18 protein-coding genes are annotated in these 18,661 nt (G+C 73.7%); 12 read left to right on the top strand and 6 right to left on the bottom strand.

Going from position 1 to position 18,661, the window contains the following annotated elements:
- The first annotated feature begins 4 nt into the window (after positions 1-4).
- The 4 genes from ABZ573_RS14045 to ABZ573_RS14030 all read left to right on the top strand — a co-directional run bounded on the left by ABZ573_RS14045 (position 5) and on the right by ABZ573_RS14030 (position 5,407).
- The gene (locus ABZ573_RS14045) at positions 5-1,630 is read left to right on the top strand and encodes a serine/threonine-protein kinase (protein ID WP_358118322.1); all 1,626 of its coding nucleotides are present in this window, start codon (positions 5-7) and stop codon (positions 1,628-1,630) included.
- Positions 1,631-1,676: 46 nt separating this feature from the next.
- A complete protein-coding gene (locus ABZ573_RS14040; protein ID WP_358118320.1) occupies positions 1,677-2,717 on the top strand; it encodes a hypothetical protein in 1,041 nt (346 codons plus the stop codon).
- 52 nt (positions 2,718-2,769) lie between these two features.
- Complete coding sequence (locus ABZ573_RS14035) at positions 2,770-3,819, top strand: hypothetical protein (RefSeq protein ID WP_225852053.1); 1,050 nt, start codon at positions 2,770-2,772, stop codon at positions 3,817-3,819.
- 193 nt (positions 3,820-4,012) lie between these two features.
- Entirely contained in the window at positions 4,013-5,407 is a 1,395-nt protein-coding gene (locus ABZ573_RS14030; RefSeq protein ID WP_327028448.1) for an MFS transporter, read from the top strand.
- Positions 5,408-5,564: 157 nt separating this feature from the next.
- On the opposite strand, the gene ABZ573_RS14025 is transcribed toward ABZ573_RS14030, so the two are convergent.
- Positions 5,565-6,326 carry a FadR/GntR family transcriptional regulator gene (locus tag ABZ573_RS14025; RefSeq protein WP_225852054.1) on the bottom strand — a complete coding sequence of 254 codons (762 nt, stop codon included), beginning with the start codon at positions 6,324-6,326 and terminating at the stop codon, positions 5,565-5,567.
- Between the two features lie 145 nt (positions 6,327-6,471).
- On the opposite strand from ABZ573_RS14025, the gene ABZ573_RS14020 reads away from it, so the two are divergent.
- The 8 genes from ABZ573_RS14020 (at position 6,472) to ABZ573_RS13985 (ending at position 14,147) form a co-directional block, all read left to right on the top strand.
- The gene (locus ABZ573_RS14020; protein WP_225852055.1) at positions 6,472-7,761 is read left to right on the top strand and encodes a sugar ABC transporter substrate-binding protein; all 1,290 of its coding nucleotides are present in this window, start codon (positions 6,472-6,474) and stop codon (positions 7,759-7,761) included.
- Between the two features lie 77 nt (positions 7,762-7,838).
- On the top strand, positions 7,839-8,789 hold the full coding sequence (locus ABZ573_RS14015; protein ID WP_207914545.1) for a sugar ABC transporter permease: 951 nt from the start codon (positions 7,839-7,841) through the stop codon (positions 8,787-8,789).
- Positions 8,786-9,601 carry a carbohydrate ABC transporter permease gene (locus ABZ573_RS14010; protein WP_358118316.1) on the top strand — a complete coding sequence of 272 codons (816 nt, stop codon included), beginning with the start codon at positions 8,786-8,788 and terminating at the stop codon, positions 9,599-9,601. Before ABZ573_RS14015 ends, ABZ573_RS14010 begins: the two co-directional genes overlap by 4 nt.
- Before the next feature lie 7 nt (positions 9,602-9,608).
- A complete protein-coding gene (gene dgoD, locus ABZ573_RS14005; protein WP_132239572.1) occupies positions 9,609-10,757 on the top strand; it encodes a galactonate dehydratase in 1,149 nt (382 codons plus the stop codon).
- Positions 10,758-10,761: 4 nt separating this feature from the next.
- The gene (locus ABZ573_RS14000) at positions 10,762-11,400 is read left to right on the top strand and encodes a bifunctional 4-hydroxy-2-oxoglutarate aldolase/2-dehydro-3-deoxy-phosphogluconate aldolase (protein WP_327028445.1); all 639 of its coding nucleotides are present in this window, start codon (positions 10,762-10,764) and stop codon (positions 11,398-11,400) included.
- Positions 11,397-12,350, top strand: coding sequence for a sugar kinase (locus ABZ573_RS13995; RefSeq protein ID WP_358118313.1), 954 nt, complete (start codon positions 11,397-11,399; stop codon positions 12,348-12,350). Before ABZ573_RS14000 ends, ABZ573_RS13995 begins: the two co-directional genes overlap by 4 nt.
- Positions 12,347-13,612 carry a D-mannonate dehydratase ManD gene (gene manD, locus ABZ573_RS13990; RefSeq protein WP_327031223.1) on the top strand — a complete coding sequence of 422 codons (1,266 nt, stop codon included), beginning with the start codon at positions 12,347-12,349 and terminating at the stop codon, positions 13,610-13,612. The genes ABZ573_RS13995 and manD overlap by 4 nt, the downstream gene beginning before the upstream one ends.
- Complete coding sequence (locus ABZ573_RS13985) at positions 13,602-14,147, top strand: gluconokinase (RefSeq protein ID WP_151453640.1); 546 nt, start codon at positions 13,602-13,604, stop codon at positions 14,145-14,147. The genes manD and ABZ573_RS13985 overlap by 11 nt, the downstream gene beginning before the upstream one ends.
- Before the next feature lie 40 nt (positions 14,148-14,187).
- On the opposite strand, the gene ABZ573_RS13980 is transcribed toward ABZ573_RS13985, so the two are convergent.
- The 5 genes from ABZ573_RS13980 to ABZ573_RS13960 form a co-directional block, all read right to left on the bottom strand.
- Positions 14,188-14,604: a YchJ family protein gene (locus tag ABZ573_RS13980; protein ID WP_358118311.1), complete on the bottom strand. Its 417-nt coding sequence runs from the start codon at positions 14,602-14,604 to the stop codon at positions 14,188-14,190.
- A 67-nt stretch (positions 14,605-14,671) separates the two neighbouring features.
- A complete protein-coding gene (locus tag ABZ573_RS13975; protein ID WP_327028443.1) occupies positions 14,672-15,043 on the bottom strand; it encodes a hypothetical protein in 372 nt (123 codons plus the stop codon).
- 112 nt (positions 15,044-15,155) lie between these two features.
- Positions 15,156-16,187, bottom strand: a complete 1,032-nt coding sequence (locus ABZ573_RS13970; protein WP_358118308.1) for a methyltransferase — start codon at positions 16,185-16,187, stop codon at positions 15,156-15,158.
- Entirely contained in the window at positions 16,184-17,362 is a 1,179-nt protein-coding gene (locus ABZ573_RS13965; protein WP_151453644.1) for an aminotransferase class V-fold PLP-dependent enzyme, read from the bottom strand. The genes ABZ573_RS13970 and ABZ573_RS13965 overlap by 4 nt, the downstream gene beginning before the upstream one ends.
- Positions 17,359-18,642: a tryptophan 2,3-dioxygenase family protein gene (locus ABZ573_RS13960; RefSeq protein WP_358118306.1), complete on the bottom strand. Its 1,284-nt coding sequence runs from the start codon at positions 18,640-18,642 to the stop codon at positions 17,359-17,361. The genes ABZ573_RS13965 and ABZ573_RS13960 overlap by 4 nt, the downstream gene beginning before the upstream one ends.
- Between the last annotated feature and the right edge of the window lie 19 nt (positions 18,643-18,661).

Raw genomic sequence — 18,661 nt, 5'->3', positions numbered from 1 at the left:
ACGCGTGACCGGCTGGCAGGTCTCCGGCTACCGCCCGGTGCGGCAGCTCGGCGCCGGCGCGTCCGGCCGGGTGGACCTCGCCGTGCACGAGGCGACCGGCACCCCGGTGGCGATCAAGTACCTCACCGGCGGCATCGGTGACGACCCGGCGTTCCGCACCGCGTTCCGCGCCGAGGCCCGGCTGCTGGCCGGCATCGACGACCCGCACGTCTCCCGCCTCTACGAGTACGTCGAGTCGCCCGGCGGCGCGGCGATCGTCATGGAACTGGTCAACGGCGTGTCGCTGCGGCAGCTGCTGCGCGCGCACGGAGCGACGACGCCGGAGTCGGCGCTCTGCGTCCTCAAGGGCTCGCTGGCCGGGCTCGGCGCGGCGCACGCCCGGGGCGTCGTGCACCGCGACTACAAGCCGGAGAACGTCCTGGTCACCGCCGAGGGCACCAGCAAACTGGCCGATTTCGGCATCGCCATGCCGGTGGGCGAGAGCTCCGGGGTCAGCGTCACCGGCACTCCCCGCTACATGGCCCCCGAGCAGTGGACGGGCGCTCCGGCGAGCCCGGCCTGCGACATCTACGCGGCCACCGCCACCTTCTACGAGTGCCTCACCGGCCGGCCGCCCTTCGACGGGCGGGACCTGCTCACCCTGCGTCAGCAGCACGCCCACGCGCCGATCCCCACCGAACCGGCCCCCGAGCCGGTGCACGAACTGCTGCGGCACGGCATGGCCAAGCAACCGGCCGAGCGGCCGCAACCCGCCCAGGTCTTCCTCGCCGTGCTGGAGCGGGTGGCGGCCGAGTCGTACGGGCGGCGGTGGGAGGAGCGTGGCCTGCGCGAGCTGGCCCGGCGGGCGGCCCTGCTCGCCGCCCTCCTGCCGTTCCCGGACGGCACCGGCGGGGCCACCAGCCTGGCCAGCACCGCGTTCGGCGAGGCGACGGACCGGTGGACGTGGCTGCGATCCGGCCGGGCCCGCGCGGCGCTGGTCGGCGGCGGGCTGGCGGCGGCGCTGCTGCTCGGCGGCGCCGGGTTCAGCTACGCCGGCCGCGACGAGCCGCTGCCCGCCGCCGGGACGCCCGCACCCGAGGCGCCGGCGGAGCCGACGGGTGCGCCCTCCGCGTCGGCCCCCGCGCCGAGCCCGACGGCCGGGACGACGCCCAGCCCGACCCCTTCCGTCGCACCGACGGCGACGACGGCCGCACCGGAGCCGGCCGGGACCGGCACGCCGACGACGTCGGCCCCCGCCCCGCCGACCGCGTCGGCCAGCGCCAGCGCCGCGCCGGCGGACACCGTCGCGCCCTCCGTCGGCCGGGTCGCGGCCAGCCCGGGCGAACTCGACCCCCGCGGCTGCCCGTACGGGCCGACGTCCAGCACGATCTCCGCGGTCGTCGCCGACGACCGTACGGCCACCGGGGAGCTGAGGGTGAGCCTGCGGTACACGCTGGACGGCCGCACCACCGAGGTGCCCATGACGTCGGGCGGGCGCGGGGTGTTCCGGGGCGTCCTGGGCGAGCTGCCCCAACCGAAGACCAGCACCCGGATCCCGGTCCGGGTCGTCGCCGTGGACGAGGCCGGCAACGCCTCGCCCGAGGGCCCGCCGGTGTACGTGACGCTGCGCTCGTTCTGCACGCCGGGCTGACGCCCGACACTTCGATGCCGACCACGACGACGGAGGGCGGGCCGCCGTGACCCAGCCGAACGACCCGACCGAGGCGCTGCCCGCCCGCCGTCAGCCGGACGACGGCGCGGCGACCGCCCGCCTCGGCGTCCACCAGCCGCAGCCACGGGCGGAGCCCACCGCGCACCTGCCTTCCCACGACGCGACCGGGAACCTGGCCGGTGGGCAGCCGACCGCGCGCCTTGCCTCCGATGAGGCGACCGTGCACCTGGCGGCGGGGGAGCCGACGACGCACCTGCCCTCGCGCGACGCGACCATGTACCTGGCGGGGACGGCACCATCCCCTGCCTCGGGTGAGGCGACCGTGCGCCTGGTGGCGGGGGAGCCCACGGCGTCCCTGGCCCACGGTGCGGCGACCGTGCGCCCGGAACCCGGTGAGGCGACGATGCCGCGGCACGCACCGGGCGGGGGGCCCGGGCCGTGGCCGGCGGCGCGGCACGCGCCGGGGGAGTGGACCGCCCGGGCGACGGCCACGGAGGTCGGGCACGCGGCCGGTACCGGGCGTACCACCGGGCCCGGTCCGGGGACGCCGCCCGGCGGGCCCGCCGCCCCGCCCGGCGGGGAGGTGCGGTTCGGGCCGGGCGTGCCGACGACCCCGCCACCGGCACCCGCGTGGCCGGCGCCGCCGCGACGGCGGTCGCCGTGGCGGACGGTGGCCTCGGTGCTGTCGACCCTGCTGACCGTCGCGCTGCTCGCCGCCGTGGGCCTCCACCTCTGGCAGCGGATCAGCCCGCTCGAGGTGACCGGGGTGACGGTGGCGGTTCCGCAGCCGGCCGGCGACCGGTGCGACGTCACCGTCGACGTGGTCGCCACCGTGTCGACAAACGGCCGGGCGGGGGAGATCCGCTACCAGTGGCTGCGCACCGGCAGCGCGCCCGGCAGCCTGCTGACCGAGCAGGTCGGGCGCGGCCAGCGCACCGTCGAGTTGACGCTGCGCTGGGCCTTCAGCGGCGTGGGCAGCACGACCGAGACGGCCACGGTCAACATCACCTCACCGGCTCCGGTGCAGGCCCAGACCCCGGTGTCCTACGGCTGCCGGCGCCGGTGACCGGGCGTTTCCCCGGTCGCCCCCGGGGGTAGGTCGGGCCGGACGAACCCGGATGCCGTGTGGAGGAATTCCGATGAGAGACAACTTCGGCGACGCGGTGGGGGACGCCCTCCGGTCGGTGATGCTGTTCCTGCCCAAGGCCGTCGCCTTCGTGGCGATCCTGGTGGCCGGTTGGCTGATCGCCAAGGCCGTGCTGAAGATCGTGGACAAGGTGCTGGAGCGGGTGGGCTTCGACCGGGCCGTGGAACGCGGTGGGGTCCGCCGGGCCCTGGCCCGCTCCCGGTACGACGCCAGTGACATCGTCGCCAAGCTGGCCTACTACGGGGTGCTGCTGGTGACCCTCCAGCTGGCCTTCGGCATCTGGGGGCCGAACCCCATCTCCGACCTGATCGCGGGTGTGATCGCCTGGCTGCCCCGCGCCTTCGTCGCGATCGTCATCGTCGTGGTGGCCGCCGCCATCGCCAACGCGGTGAAGGACATCATCAGCGGCGCCCTCGGCGGGCTGTCGTACGGCCGGCTCCTGGCCACCATCGCCTCCGTGTTCATCCTCGGCCTGGGCGTCATCGCCGCGCTCAACCAGATCGGCGTGGCCACCGCGGTCACCACTCCGGTGCTGATCGCGGTGCTGGCCACCGTGGGTGGCATCCTCGTCGTCGGGGTGGGCGGCGGGCTGGTCCGTCCCATGCAGAGCCGCTGGGAGTCGTGGCTGAGCCGGGCCGAGCAGGAGTCGCGGCTGATCGCCACGCACGCGCGCGCCTACCAGGCCGGACGCCGCGACAGCGAGGCCCACCTCGCCGCGGCGGCGACGCACGGCGGCGACCCGGACGCCACGCAGGTGGTCTCCGGCCCGCGCGTCGACACCGACCCGGAGGCCACCCAGGTGGTTTCCGCCCCGCGCGTCGGGGCGGACGCGGACGCCACGCAGGTGGTCTCCGGTCCCCGCGTCGACACCGACCCGACCGTGCCCGTGCCGCGACAGGGCGACCCGGACGCCAGCCGGGTCACCTCGGGCGGCACCACCGTCCCGGCCCGCCCGGCCGGCGAGGACAGCGAGGCCACCATGGTGATCCCGCCGCTGGAGGGCGAGCAACGCCGCCGCTGACCACACCACCGGGGTGGGATCCACATCGGATCCCACCCCGGCGTGTGTCCGGCGAAGGGCGTGACGGCCCGGGCCGGCGCGGCTACCATCGCGGCATGACGTGGCGATGTTGATGCACTGCTAGGGGCCACTGCCGTGGGCCGCCGCGGTCGCCGTACGTCCGGCGTCCGCTTCGTCCTCACGGGAAGGTCCCATGACTGTCCACCCTCCGCGCGCGTCCGACGCGCGCGTCCGCCGGCTGGCGGCCACCCTCTACGGGTACGCGTTCCTCAGCGAACTCGTCCTGCTCTATCCGCTGTACGCGCTGCTGTTCAGCGACACCGGCCTGTCGGTGTGGCAGATCTCGTCGCTGTTCGTGATCTGGTCGGCCGCCAGCATCCTGCTGGAGGTGCCCTCCGGCGCGTTCGCCGACGCGGTCTCCCGGCGGCTGCTGCTCAGCCTCGCGCCGGTGGTCACCGCCGCCGGCTTCGCCCTCTGGGTGCTCGTGCCCTCGTACCCGGCCTTCGCCGTCGGGTTCGTGCTCTGGGGCGCCGGCGGGGCGCTCGCCTCGGGCGCGCTGGAGGCGTTGGTCTTCACCGAACTCGACCGCCTGGGCGCCGCCGGCCGCTACGCCCGCGTCATCGGCCGGGCGAAGACGGCCGGGACGATCGGCGTGCTCGCCTCGATCCTGCTGGCCGGCCCCGTGTTCGCCGTCGGAGGCTACCCGGCCGTCGGCGTGGCGAGCGTGCTCGCCTGCCTGCTCGCCGCCGCCGTCGCCACCCGCTTCCCCGAACACCGCCGGCCCGAGACCGCCGCTGTCGACGCCGAGTCCGTCAGGGCCGACGCCGCGTCCGCTGATGTCGACGCCGCGCCTGTCCGGGCCGACGCCGAGTCCGCCGATGTCGACGCCGCGCCCGCCCTCGTCTTGGGCGGCGGGGGGCCGGAGCGGACCGGGCACGACGGCGGGGCGGACGACGACGAGGACCTCGGCTGGTGGGCGAGCCTGCGCGCGGGGCTCGCCGAGGTCCGCGCCGACCGGACCGTGCGCGCGGCGGTGCTGCTGGTCGCGGTCGTCGCGGCGGTCTGGGGCGCCCTCGACGAGTACACCCCGCTGCTGGCCCGGGACACCGGCGTCGGCGAGGCGACCGTGCCGCTGCTGCTCCTGCTCACCTGGCTCGGGGTGGCCGTGGGCGGCCTGCTGGCCCCGGCGGGGGAGCGGTTGACCGCCCGGGGGTACGCCGGCCTGCTGGCGCTGTCGGCCCTGGCCCTGGTCGCGGGGGCGCTGTCCGCCCGGCCGGCCGGCTTCGCGCTGGTCGCGGCGGCGTTCTGCGGCTTCCAGCTCGCCACCGTGCTCGCCGACGCCCGGTTGCAGGCCCGGATCAGCGGGGGCAGCCGCGCCACCGTCACCTCGCTGGCCGGAATGGCCACCGACGTGACGGTCATCGCGGTCTACGGCGGCTACGGCCTGCTCGCCACCGGGGCCGGCAACGGGGTCGCGTTCGCGGTGGCGGCGGTGCCGTACCTGATCGTGGCGCTGCTGCTGGTGACCCGCGTGGGCCGCTCGGCCCGCCGCGGGCCGGCGCGGACGACCGCCGGGCACCCCGGCTGACCACGGCCCGGCGGCGGTCCGTGCGACCGCCGCCGGGCCCGCCGCCGTCAGTTGGAACGACCACCGGTGGCCGTCGAGGTCCCGGAGTCCGCGCCCGCGCAGGGCTGTCGGCGCCGAGCCGCCCGCGCCGGTACGCCGCCAGCTCGGCGGGTCGCGCTCAGGCGCCGGCGGTCTCGCCGGTCTGCTCCCAGATCGAGCTCATCTCGTCGAAGGCCTGCTCCATGAGCTGCACCATGGCCCGCCGGGCGCGCTCGCCGTCGCGCCGCTGGATCGCCTGGGCCACCTCGGCGTGCAGTTGGAGGGCCTGCTCGTGCGGGTGGTGCGGCATCAGGTGGTGCTGGTGCCGGCCGGTGAGCACCTCCGCGATCAGGTCCTGCAACCGGACGAACATCTCGTTGCCGGAGGCGACCAGGATCCGGCGGTGGAATTCTATGTCGAGCTGGAGGAAGCGCTCCTCGTCCCCGGCCTTGCCGGCGGCCCACATCTTCGCCGCGAGCCCGACCAGGTCGCTCGCCTCGTCGTGGCCGACCCGGTTGGCGGCCAGCCAGGCGGCGTGCGGCTCGATGGCGGTCCGCAGCTCGGTGATCGAGCGTAGCTGGACGATGCGGCCGGCCGAGGCGAGCCGCCAGCGGATCACCTGCGGATCGAAGACGTTCCAGTCCTCCGACGGGCGGATCATGACCCCGACGCGGCGCCGGGTCTCGATGAACCCGATCGAGGCGAGCACCCGCAGCACCTCGCGGACGACCGAGCGGGACACGGCGTAGCGGTCGACCAGGTCGTCGATGTTGAGCACCGACCCCGGTGTCAGCTCGCCGTCACAGATGGCCGTGCCGAGGCGATCGAGGACGCGTGCGTGCAGGCCAGCCTCGACAGGGGCGAGCTGGGCGGCCACAGCCCCCGAGGAGGACGATTTCACGTCATGGAGCATATCAGTTGGGCCTACCCCTTGTATAAATCTGTTTTTTCGGCCTAGCATCCGGTTGTTAAGCGGATGTAAACCGCGAGGTGGCGGCCCACCCGTCAGGGCGGCGGCCACGGCCACGGCATAAGGAGAGATGGACGTGAGACGTCGATCAGTTATTGGGACTTCCCTGGCGATGGTCGTCGCCCTCGGCCTGTCCGCCTGCGGTGGCGGCGGGGACGACGCCGGCGGCTCGAACACCGTTCGCGTGACGCTGGTGAACCACGTCTGGACGGAGAACATCAAGAAGGCCCTGCCGGAGTTCGAGAAGCAGTCGGGCCTGAAGGTGGAGGTCACCCAGCTCGGTGAGGACCAGCTCTCCGACCAGTACAACGTCAAGCTGAACGCCGGGTCCACCGACCTGGACGTGATGATGTACCGGCCGCTGCAGGAGGGGAAGCTGTTCGCCAAGAACAAGTACCTCGCCGACCTGACGGAGAAGAGCAAGTCGGACAGCGCGTTCGAGATCGCCGACTTCCAGTCCGGACCGGTGCAGGCCACCACGTACGAGGACAAGGTGGTCGGCGTGCCGATCATCACCGAGCAGGAGGTCCTCTACTACCGCAAGGACCTGCTGGAGAAGTCCGGCTTCACCGCCCCGCCGAAGACCCTCGACGAGCTCAAGGCGCAGGCGGCGAAGGTCGAGGCGGACAACCCGGGCGTGGCGGGCTTCGTGTCCCGCACCGGCAAGGCCGCCGCCGTCACCCAGTTCTCCAGCTTCCTCTACAGCTTCGGCGGCGACTTCGTCGACGCCAGCGGCAAGGCCTCGATCAACACCGAGCAGGCCAAGCAGGCGTACGCCTACTACGGCGGGATGCTGCGTGAGCACGGCCCGGAGAACATCAGCACCGACATGAGCTGGTCCGAGGCGATGGCGATCTTCACCCAGGGCAAGGCGGCCTTCTACACCGAGGCCAACTCGCTCTACAAGAACGCCACCGATCCGGCCAAGTCGAAGGTCTCCGAGACCGTCGGGTTCGCGGCCTTCCCGGCCGGCCCGGCCGGCTCGAAGCCGTACAACATCCCGTCCTGGGCGCTCGGCGTCAACGAGGCGTCCAAGAACCAGGACAACGCCTGGAAGTTCATCCAGTGGGCGGCCGGCAAGGAGCAGGCGCTGGCGCAGCAGAAGGCCGGCGTGCCCAGCGCCCGTACCTCCGTCTGGGAGAACCCGGAGGGCGCGGCGACCTACCCGAAGGACCTCGCCGAGGCCACCACGGTCAGCACCGCCAACGGCGTGGGCCACGACCGGCCGCTGGTCGAGAAGGTCGCCCAGGCGCGGGAGATCGTCGGCCAGCCGATCGTCGACGCGATCACCGGCAAGGACGCGGCCGCCTCGGCGGACGCGGCCAACGAGGCGTTCCAGAAGTTCCTCGACGACGAGGCGAAGTAGCCCGAAGCGCAGGTGGCGGAGCCGACCGGCTCCGCCACCCCGCGTCGGGCCGCTGCCCTGACCCACCCGGAGACCTCATGTCAGCCGTCACCACACCAGTCAAAAGATCGCCCGAGGCGCGTCCGGCGTCCCCGGAGACCTCGGCCTGGTCGCGCTGGGCCAACGCGCACCGCAAGTGGCTCTTCGCGGCACCCGCCATGTTGTTCGTCGCCGTGCTGATCATCTTTCCGGTGGCGTGGACCGGGTACCTCAGCCTGACCGACGCCGAGGGCTCGGTCCGTGCCGAGAGCTCGTTCATCGGCTTCCAGAACTACCTCGACGTGCTCGGCGACACCGACCGGTTCTGGCCGGCCGTGTGGCGTACCGCCCTCTTCACCGGCGTCGTGCTCTTCTTCGAGGTCGTCCTCGGCATGGCCATCGCCCTGCTGCTGTGGCGGCCGTTCCGCGGTGAGAAGTGGGTCCGGGTCGCGATCCTCCTGCCGCTGGTGGCCACCCCGGTCGCGGTCGGCATGATGTGGCGGCTGATCTTCGACCCCAACATCGGCATGGCCAACCAGGTGCTCGGCTGGGTCGGCATCGATCCCCAGCCCTGGCTCTCCGGGCAGAACTCGGCCCTGCCGACGACGATGTTCATCGACATCTGGCAGTGGACCCCGATGGTCGTGCTGATCCTGCTCGCCGGCCTGACGTCGCTGTCCGACGAGCCGCAGGAGGCGGCGCTGATCGACGGCGCCAGCACCTGGCAGCGGTTCCGGCACGTCACCCTGCCGCTGCTGATGCCCACCGTGATCGTCGCGATCCTGCTGCGCGGCATCGACGCCCTGAAGACCTTCGACATCCTCTACGCCACCAAGGGGCGCGGCGGCGGGTCGTTCCACGAGGTGGAGACCCTGAACGTGTACGCCTACGGGCTCAGCTTCGACTACAACGACTACGGCGTCTCATCGACCGTCCTCATCATCTTCTTCCTGATCATCATCGGGGTGATGTGGGCCCTGACCTACCGCAAGAAGGGGCTGGACCGATGAAGCTGCGCAGGCCGTACAAGATCTTCCGCACGATGGCCCTCGTCCTCGTCGTGCTGTCGCTGATCGCGCCGCTGGTGTGGATGGTCGCCGCGTCGTTGAAGACGAACGTCGACATCTACGACACCGACAAGGCCTTCGTCTTCTCCCCGACGATGGACAACTACTCCAACGTGCTCCAGCAGGCGAACTACATCCAGTTCATCGGCAACAGCCTCTGGGTGGCGCTCGCGGCCACCGTGCTGTCGCTGCTGCTCGGCGTGCCCGCCGCGTACTCGATGAGCCGCTTCAACATGAAGAAGTCCGCGCTCGTCGTGCTCATGGCGCGGGTCATCCCCGGCGTCTCGCTGCTGGTGCCCTGGTACTACGTCTTCTCGAACCTGCAGATGGTCGGCGGGTTCACCGTGCTGATCCTCAGCCACATGTTCGTGTCGCTGCCGTTGATCGTCTACATCATGATGGGCTACTTCGACGGCCTGCCGACCGAGCTCGAGGAGGCGGCGCTCGTCGACGGGCTCACCCACATCGGCGCGTTCCGGCGGATCACCCTGCCGCTGTCGGTGCCCGGCATCGCCACCGCCGGCATCCTGTCGTTCATCTTCTCCTGGAACAACTTCATGTTCGCCCTCGTGCTGTCCGGGGCCGACACCAAGACGCTCCCGGTGGCGATCTTCGACTTCGTCGGCTACGCCAGCATCGACTGGGGCGGCCTGATGGCGGCGGCCACGGTGGTCACCCTGCCGATCATGCTGATCGCCCTGTTCGTGCAGAAGTACGTCGTCTCCGGCCTCACCGCCGGCGCCACGAAGGGCTGAGGACGCCATGACCACGATCGAACGGGTGGAGACCTTCCTCGTCGCGCCGCGCTGGCTGTTCGTCCGGGTCGAGACGTCCTCCGGGATCGTCGGCTGGGGCGAGGCGACCTGCGAGGGCCGGTCCGAGACCGTCCGCACCGCCGTCGAGCAGCTCAGCGAGCTGCTGGTCGGCCGGGACGCGCTGCGCATCGAGGACCACTGGCAGGTCATGACCAAGGGCTCGTTCTACCGGGGCGGGCCGATCCTGGCCAGCGCCGTGGCCGGGCTCGACCAGGCGCTGTGGGACATCGCCGGCAAGCACTTCGGCGCGCCGGTGCACCAGCTGCTCGGCGGCCCGGTCCGGGACCGGATCCGGGTCTACGGCTGGGTCGGCGGCGACGAGCCGAGCGAGGTACGCGACCAGATCGCCGCCGCCGTCGCCACCGGCCTGACCGCGGTGAAGATGAACGCCTCCGGCCGGATGAGCACCGTGGCGTCCGTCGCCGAGATCGACGGCGTGGTGCAGCGGGTGGCCGCCGCCCGCGAGGTGCTCGGCGACGAGCGGGACGTGGCGGTCGACTTCCACGGCCGGTTCACCCTCGCCACCGCCCGCCGGGTCGCCCCGCTGCTCGAGCCGTACCGGCCGTTCTTCCTGGAGGAGCCGGTGGTGCCGGAGAACTCGCACCTCATCGGCGAGTTCGTCCGTTCCACCACCACGCCGGTGTCGACGGGGGAGCGGCTCTACAACCGGCAGGAGTTCCTGCCGGTGCTCCAGGCCGGCATCGCGGTCGCCCAGCCGGACCTCTCGCACGCCGGCGGCATCACCGAGGTGCGCAAGATCGCCGCGCTGGCCGAGGTGTACGACGTGCAGCTCGCCCCGCACTGCCCCCTCGGGCCGATCGCGCTCGCCGCCTGCCTCCAGGTTGGCTTCGCCACGCCGAACTACCTGATCCAGGAACAGAGCATCGGCATCCACTACAACCTCGGCGCCGAGGTGCTCGACTACTGCCTCGACAAGACCCCGCTGACGTTCGTCGACGGGTACGTCGAGCGGCTCACGGCACCCGGCCTCGGCATCGAGATCGACGAGCACGCCGTACGGGCGGCGGACAAGCGCGGACACGCGTGGCGCAGCCCCACGTGGCGGCACCGCGACGGCTCCTACGCGGAATGGTGATCACATGACCGTCAACCTGACCGCCGAACTGACCGCGGCGCGCATCCTCGCGATCATCCGCGGCACCGACACCGCCGCCGCGATCGCCGCCGGCACCGCGCTGCTCCAGGAGGGCGTACGCGTCGTCGAGGTGGCCCTGACCACGCCGGACGCCCTCGGGGCGATCGAGGCGCTGCGTGCGGCGGCCCCCGCCGGGTCGCTGGTCGGGGCCGGCACGGTGCTCACCACCGCCGACGTCGCCGACGTGGCCGCCGCGGGCGCGCAGTTCGTGGTGACGCCGGCCGTGGTCGAGTCGATCGCCGAGGCGGCGCGCCGCGGCCTCCCGGTGGCTGCCGGGGCGCTCACCCCGACCGAGGCCTACACCGCGGTGCGGATGGGGGCGTCGGCGGTCAAGCTCTTCCCGGCGTCGGTCGGCGGCCCGGCGTACCTCAGGGCGGTGCGCGACCCCTTCCCGGACATCCCGTTCGTCGCGGTCGGCGGCGTCGGCCGCGACGACGTGCCCGGCTACTTCCGGGCCGGCGCGATCGCGGTCGGCCTCGGCGGCCCCCTGGTCGGCGACGCCGCCTCCGGCGGCGACCTGGACGCCCTGCGGGCGCGGGCGCGCAGCTACCTCGCCGCCGTGCGGGAGTCGACGCCGTCATGACCGCACCCGACCTGCTCACCGTCGGCGAGGCCCTGGTGTCGCTGCGCTCGGCCGGCCCGCTCGCCGCCGGAGGGCCGCTGACCATGCACCTGGCCGGCGCCGAGTCCAACGTGGCCGTCGCGGTGGCCCGGCTGGGCCACCGGGCCGCGTGGGTCGGCCGGGTCGGCGCCGACGAGTTCGGCGAGTACGTGCTGCGCCAGCTACGCGCCGAGGGGGTCGCCGTCGACGGCGTGACCCGCGACCCGGACCGGCCGACCGGCCTGATGTTCCTGGAGCGGCGCACCGCCGACCTGACCCGGGTGCAGTACCACCGGGCCGGATCGGCCGGCTCCGCCCTCGGCGTCGACGACCTGCGGGCGCCGCTGGCCGCCGGCGCGCGGATGCTGCACCTGAGCGGCATCACCCCGGCGCTGTCCGACACCGCCCGCGCGGCCACCCGGTGGGCGGCCGAGGCAGCCGTCGCCGCCGGCATCCCGGTCTGCCTCGACGTCAACCACCGCGAACGCCTCTGGTCACGCGACACCGCCCGCGAGGTGCTCACCCCGCTGGCCGGGTACGCCTCGACCGTCGTCGCCTCCGCCGACGAGCTGGACCTCGTCGGCGACCCCGGGGCCGACGAGTCCACCGTCGTGGCGAACCTGCTGCGCCGCGGCGTGGACACGGTCCTGGTCAAGCTGGGCTCCGACGGCGCCCGCGCGCACACCCGCGACGGGGTCCGGCGGGCCGAGGCGCTGACCGTGACCGCCGTCGACGCCGTCGGCGCCGGGGACGCGTTCACCGCCGGCTACCTGTCCGGCTGGTTCGACGGGCTCGACCTGGCCGGTCGGCTGCGCCGCGCGGCCACCCTCGGCGCCTTCGCGGTCTCCAGCCCCGGCGACTGGGAAGGGCTGCCGCGCCGCGCCGAACTGTCCCTCCTCGACGGCCACGAGGCCGGCGACGTCCTCCGCTGACCACCGAGCACCCCGAAGAAGAAAGGCACCCCGTGAAGATCGTCGCCGCTGACGTCATCGTCTCCAGCCCCGACCGCAACTTCGTCACCCTGAAGATCACCACGGAGGACGGCGTCACCGGCCTGGGCGACGGCACCCTCAACGGACGGGAACTCTCGGTCGCCTCGTACCTGCGCGACCACGTCGTCCCGCTGCTGATCGGCCGGGACGCGCACCGCATCGAGGACGCCTGGCAGTTCCTCTACCGCTCGGCGTACTGGCGTCGCGGGCCGGTCACCATGGCCGCCATCGCGGCGGTCGACGTGGCCCTGTGGGACATCAAGGCCAAGGCCGCCGGCATGCCGCTGTACCAGCTGCTGGGTGGGGCGTCGCGCACCGGGATCATGGCCTACGGCCACGCCTCCGGCCGGGACCTGCCGGAGCTGTTCGACTCGATCCGCCGGCACCTCGACGAGGGCTACCGCTCGATCCGGGTGCAGACCTCGGTGCCGGGCATCAACGCCGTGTACGGGGTCGCCGCCCAGCCCAGCGCCGACGGCAAGCGCTACGACTACGAGCCGGCGCAGCGCATCCCGCTGCCGGCCGAGGAGGACTGGGACACCCGCTCCTACCTGCGCCACCTGCCCGGCGTGTTCGAGGCGGTCCGCAACGAGTTCGGCCCGGAGCTGCCGCTGCTGCACGACGGCCACCACCGGATGACCCCCATCCAGGCCGCCAAGCTGGGCAAGGCCCTCGAGCCGTACGACCTGTTCTGGCTGGAGGACTGCACCCCGGCGGAGAACCAGGAGGCGCTGCGGCTGGTCCGCCAGCACACCACCACGCCGCTGGCGATCGGCGAGGTCTTCAACACCGTCTGGGACTACCAGACGCTCATCCGCGAGCAGCTCATCGACTACGTCCGCTCCGCCGTCACCCACACCGGCGGCATCACGGCCATGCGCAAGCTGCTCGACTTCGCCGCCCAGTACCAGATCAAGTCCGGCATCCACGGCCCGACCGACATCTCGCCCGTCGGCATGGCCGCCGCCCTGCACCTGGACCTGGCCATCCACAACTTCGGCATCCAGGAGTACATGCGGCACGGGGCGCTCACCAACGAGGTGTTCCGGCAGTCGTTCACCTTCGTCGACGGCTACCTGCACCCGGGGGAGCAGCCCGGGCTCGGCGTCGAACTGGACGAGGAGGCCGCCGCGAAGTTCCCGTACGTGCCGGCGTACCTGCCGTTCAACCGGCTCCAGGACGGCACCGTCCATGACTGGTGAGGGCGCGTCCCCGACGCGGCACGTGGTCGTGATGGGGGTGTCCGGCGCCGGCAAGACGACCGTGGCCCGGGGCATCGCCGCCCGTACCGGACTGGTCTTCGCCGAGGCCGACGAGTTCCACACGCCGGAGCACGTGGCGCAGATGCGCGCCGGCGTGCCGCTGGACGACGCCGCCCGACTGCCCTGGCTGCGCGAGCTGGCCGGCTGGATGGCCGCCCGCGCCGCCGAGGGCGTGTCGACGGTGCTGGCCTGCTCGGCGCTGCGGCGGTCCTACCGCGACACGCTGCGGCAGGGGCCGCCGAGCGTCGAGTTCGTCCACCTGGACGGCGCCGCCGAGGTGATCCGGGAGCGGATGGCCCGGCGTGCCGGGCACTTCATGCCGCCGAGCCTGCTGGAGTCGCAGCTGGCCACCCTGGAACAGCACCACCCGGACGAGTCGGTGCTGGTGCTCGACCTGTCGCTGACGCCTGACGAACTCGTCTCGGCGGCGGTCGACCGGCTCGGCCTGACGCACGGCGTCGCCGCCAACGGCTGAGCGCGTCCCGGTCGCGGTGCCCAGGCGCCGCGACCGGGCGTCAGTCGGGCAGCGCGTCGAGGTAGACCCAACGGCCGTCCTCGCGGACGAACCGGCTGCGCTCGCTCTGCGTACCCGGCTGGCCGCCGGCGCGGTGGTGGGCCCGGAACTCGACGGTGCCGGTGGCGTCGAACAGCCCGCCCCGGTCGGTGTCGACGACCTCCAGGCCCGTCCAGCGCTGGCCGGGGTCGAGGTCGAGGGCGCCCGGCCGGGTCGAGGAGTGCCAGCTGCGCAGCAGGTACGCGGTGTCGCCGACGGCGAAGGCGCTGTACCGCGAGCGCATCAGCGCCTCGGCGGTCGCCGCGTCCGCCTCGCCCCGGTGCAGCCGCCCGCAACATCCGGCGTACGGCTGGCCGGCGCCGCAGGGGCAGGGCCGGTCACGGTCGTCGGCCGCCCGCCGGCGGGATCGCTTCGCCACCGGCCCATTCTGGCCGACGCCCCGGCGCCGCCGGCGTCCGGACCCCGCCGCGCGTCGTGATGCCGGCTCAGCCGGCGCTCGTCCGGGGCGCCCGTCGGGTGCCGAACGACTCCATGGTCGTCGCCTTGCGGGCCGGGGCCTTCGAGGCCGCGCCGGCGCGGGTCGCCGCGGCCTTCGCCGCCTTCTTCGCGGGCGCCTTCTTCGCGGGCGCGGCGGTGGCGGGCGCCTTGCGGGCGCGGGCCGGGGCCGCCGTGGCCGAGGTGTCCTTCTTCCGGGCCGCGCGGGCGGTCGTCGGGGTGGGCTTCCCGCCCGGGGACCTGGCCGCGGTCGCCCCGGTGGCCCGCTTCGTGGCCGTCGCCACCTTCTTCGCCGCCGCCGCCCGCTTCATCGGGGCCTTGCGCGCCCCGGTGGCCTTCCTGGCCCGTCCTGCGTCCGCCATCGTCGCTCCTCCGGAATCGGCCCTGGGCGCACGGTCTTCCCCCGGCCCCGGCGGTCAAACGCCGCCGAGCCGGCGTGGCGGGGAAGCGGCCCCGCCACGCCGGCCCGGCGGATCACACCCCGGCCACCGGCTTGTACGCGCAGACCAGCTCCCAGCCGCCGGGCAGCACGGCCACCCGGTCGAAGCCGACCTCCTTGAGCAGGCCGGTGTAGAACTCGACCTCCCGCAGCCGGCTGACGCAGCTGTCGACCCCGATGAGGAAGTAGCTCCAGAAGAACTGCATCGCCAGCCGGTCCGGGGTGCGGAACTCCTCGCAGATCACCAGCAGCCCGCCCGGTTCGAGGGCCGCGTACGCCTTCTCGACCAGCCGGCGGGCGACGTCGTTCGGCCAGTCGTGCAGCACCCGGACGAACGCCATGGCGTCGTAGCCCGTGGGCAGCGGCTCGGCGAAGAAGTCGCCGCCGACGAAACCCAGCCGGTCGGCATGCCCCCCGCGGGCCGCGGTGGCCGCCACCAGCGGCGCCACGGCCGGCAGGTTGTACACGTCGGCCCGCAGCCCCGGGGCGTCGTCGAGGACGTGCGCGGCGAGCGTGCCGTCGCCCCCGCCGACGTCCAGCAGGCGACGCCGGTCCGGCCACAGCCGGTCGGCGTTGCGGTGCACCGTCTCGATCACCGGGCCGAGACCGACGGCCATGCTGCGCTCGAAGTCGGCGGTCTGCTCGTCGGTCTTCGGGGGCCAGGCGAAGTCGTCGTCGCTCATGCTCACCTCGCCCCGCAGGCTCTCGGCCAGCCGTCCGTGCAGCCGCCGCCAGGGGTAGCGGTCCCGGTCGCGTTCGACGGCGCCGGGGCCGACGACCGCCGTGACGGCGTCCCGGAGGCCGGGCACCGCGCGGTACGTGGCCGTCGTGATGTCGTCGCCTGGCTCACTGCGCTCGACGACGCCGAGGCTCTCCAGGCAGTCGAGGAACTTGTAGAGCCGCAGGGGCCGTACGCCGAACCGGGCGGCCAGCTCGCCGAGGCTCGCCGGCCCGGGCTCCAGCGCGTCGAGCAGTCCCATGCCGAGCGCGGTCTCCAGCACGTCCATGGCCTTGGGCCCGTTGGCGAGCAGACTCATCAGCGCCCGGGGGGACAGCGTGACCTTCACCGTTTCAGCTCCTCTTCCAGGGCGTCCATGAACGTGTCGATCTCGTCGAGGGTGTTGTAGACGTGCGGGCCGACCCGCAGGTGGCCCCGCCAGCTGCAGACCATGTCGCGCGCGACCAGCCGCCGCTTGACGGCCTCGCCGTCGGCGACGTCCAGGCAGACGACGCCGCCGCGCCGGTGCGGGTCCGTCGGGCTGACCACGTCGATGCCGGCCGCCGCGGCCCGGTCCAGGACCCGTTGGGTGCAGGCGAGCGAGTGCCGGCGGATCGCGTCGATGCCCACCCCGGCCAGCAGGTCCAGGCCGACCTGGGAGACCAGCGAGGTGAGGGGGAACGGGGTGCCGCCGGCGAACCGCCGGGCCCCGTCGGCCCAGCCGGTCGACGGCTGGAACGTGAACGCCCGGTCGCCGGCCTGCCAGCCGGTCGCCGCCGGTTCCAGCTCCGGGACCAGGCCCGGGCGGACGTAGAGGAAGGCGGTGCCGACCCCGCACAGCCACTTGTGCGCGCCGCCGAGGACCACGTCGACGCCGAGCGCCGTCACGTCCAGCGGCATCACCCCGACGCTCTGGAAGGCGTCGACCACCACCAGGGCGCCGACGTCGTGGGCGCGCCGCACCAGCCGGTGCAGGTCGATGGTGGCGCCGGAGGAGAAGCTGGCGTGCGGGACGCACACCAGCAGCGTGCGTTCGTCGACGCGCGCCTCGAGGGCGTCCTCGTCGAACCGCGGGCCGCCCGAGCCGACCACGTCGAGTCGGGCGCCGTAGCGGCGGAACGCGTTCCAGATGAACGGCACGGTCGGGTACTCGAGGTCGGTGGTGACGATCCGGTCGCGCGGCGGGCGGTAGTCGAAACAGGACGCGACCCGGGCGAGCAGCGTGCTGAGGTTCGCGTCCGTGACGACGCTGCCCGCCGGCGCGCCGATGAGGGCGGCGACCGAGTCGGCGTACCGGTCGAGGCCGACGTGCCAGCCCTGCCAGACCTCGTCGCGCCAGCTCCGCAGCGTCTCCCAGTAGCCGGTGAGGACGTGTTCCGCCCCTCTGGGCACCGCGCCGGTGGAGTTGTTGTTGAGATAGACGGCGCTCTGGAGCAGGGGGAACTCGGCGCGCAGGGCGGCGTGCGCGGTGGCGTCGAGGCACTCGGGCAGGTGCGCGTCGGGGTGCGGTTCGGGCGGGCTCACTCGGGGCTGCCTCCGGTCGGTGCGGTCGGGGACGGGGATCGGGAGTCGTCGGCGACGGAGGTGAAGACCGGGATGGACCGGACGGCGGCCAGGTAGGGCGTGCCCTCCGTGTAGCCGGTGCCGGGGCGGGGGCCGAGCATCCGGGTCGCCAGCCGGTGGTGCGTACGCCGCCACTGGACGACCGCAGCGGCGAACGACCGCATCTCCTCCTCGACCCGCTCGCCGCCGGGCGCGGCGAGCAGTCCGTCGCGTACGGCGGCCCGGAACGCGTCGTCGACCGACGGCCGCCCGGCGTGCACCCGGTCGCGGACCTCCGGCACCTGGTGGTAGGCGGCCGAGTCCAACCGCGACCCCTCCGGGGTACGGCACAGCGACTCCACCAGCTTGTAGGAGCGCGACTGGATGGCGCTCGCCCCCTCGGTGAACTCCCGGAAGGTCCGGAACGCCTCCGCCTGCATGGTGGCCAGCAGCGAGAACAGCGGTCCGGCGGCGGTGAGCTGCTCGCGGGCGTACGCCAGCCGCTCGACCGCCGGTCCTGCGTGGCCGGCGGTCAGGGCGGCGACGGTGGCGCGCAGCTCGTCGGCGATTCCCGCGAAGAGGCACTCGTACGCCTGGAGCACCCGGATGAACAGGTACTCGTCGTGTGTCACGTGGACCGGCAGCATGCTCAGCCGCAGCACCAGCTCCCCGGTGGGATCCGGGTCGGCGGCGAGGGCCCGCAGCTCGTCCGGGGTCGCCACCGCCTCCCGGTGGGGGACCGTGCCGGCCAGGCCCAGCCGGACGAGAGCGGGGGACGCGGCCCGTACGCCGAGCCGGTAGCGCTTGGCCACCACGTCCCGGCTCGGGCGCCGCTCGGGCAGCAGGTCGGTGGCGCCGGAGGCGGCGGTCAGCTCGAAGGCCAGCGCGTCGGCGACCAGGCGGACGAGGAGCCGGTCCCGGTCCCGCCGGGCACCGACGGGGTCGGCGGCCGGCCCGTCGTCGACGTCGTCCCCGCAGGGCAGCCGAAGCAGCCGCAGCGCCAGGTAACTGCGGTAGTCGTACCGGCCGTCCCACTTGTCGAGCGCGGCGTCGAGGAAGTCACCCAGCAACCGGGCGTGGGCATCCCGCGCGGCCGCCGGCACCGTCGACTGCGCACGGGCCTGGTCGAGCAGGGCCAGCAGTTCCTTCTCGACGAAGTGTTTGCCGACCCGGTGATACTCCGCCAGCACGGCGGAGTATGGGAAACTGTCGGGCTCACCGGCACCGGACAGCCAACTCGTCAGTTCACGCACGAACCGCACCTCGACATTTCGGTCGCCA

The organism is Micromonospora sp. NPDC007220 (assembly GCF_040634035.1).
GTDB classification, from domain to species: Bacteria; Actinomycetota; Actinomycetes; order Mycobacteriales; family Micromonosporaceae; genus Micromonospora; species Micromonospora reichwaldensis.
The sequence above is the reverse complement of the archived record's forward strand: the minus strand, read 5'-3'. Positions and strand labels throughout refer to the sequence as shown.

What these genes read in the sequence shown, in the direction of transcription:
- ABZ573_RS14035 (WP_225852053.1), top strand. Translation starts at nt 2,770, where the DNA reads ATGCCGTGTGGAGGAATTCCGATGAGAGACAACTTCGGCGACGCGGTG.
- ABZ573_RS14030 (WP_327028448.1), top strand. Translation starts at nt 4,013, where the DNA reads ATGACTGTCCACCCTCCGCGCGCGTCCGACGCGCGCGTCCGCCGGCTG.
- ABZ573_RS14015 (WP_207914545.1), top strand. Translation starts at nt 7,839, where the DNA reads ATGTCAGCCGTCACCACACCAGTCAAAAGATCGCCCGAGGCGCGTCCG.
- ABZ573_RS14010 (WP_358118316.1), top strand. Translation starts at nt 8,786, where the DNA reads ATGAAGCTGCGCAGGCCGTACAAGATCTTCCGCACGATGGCCCTCGTC.
- dgoD (WP_132239572.1), top strand. Translation starts at nt 9,609, where the DNA reads ATGACCACGATCGAACGGGTGGAGACCTTCCTCGTCGCGCCGCGCTGG.
- ABZ573_RS14000 (WP_327028445.1), top strand. Translation starts at nt 10,762, where the DNA reads ATGACCGTCAACCTGACCGCCGAACTGACCGCGGCGCGCATCCTCGCG.
- ABZ573_RS13995 (WP_358118313.1), top strand. Translation starts at nt 11,397, where the DNA reads ATGACCGCACCCGACCTGCTCACCGTCGGCGAGGCCCTGGTGTCGCTG.
- ABZ573_RS13985 (WP_151453640.1), top strand. Translation starts at nt 13,602, where the DNA reads ATGACTGGTGAGGGCGCGTCCCCGACGCGGCACGTGGTCGTGATGGGG.
- ABZ573_RS13975 (WP_327028443.1), bottom strand. Translation starts at nt 15,043, where the DNA reads ATGGCGGACGCAGGACGGGCCAGGAAGGCCACCGGGGCGCGCAAGGCC.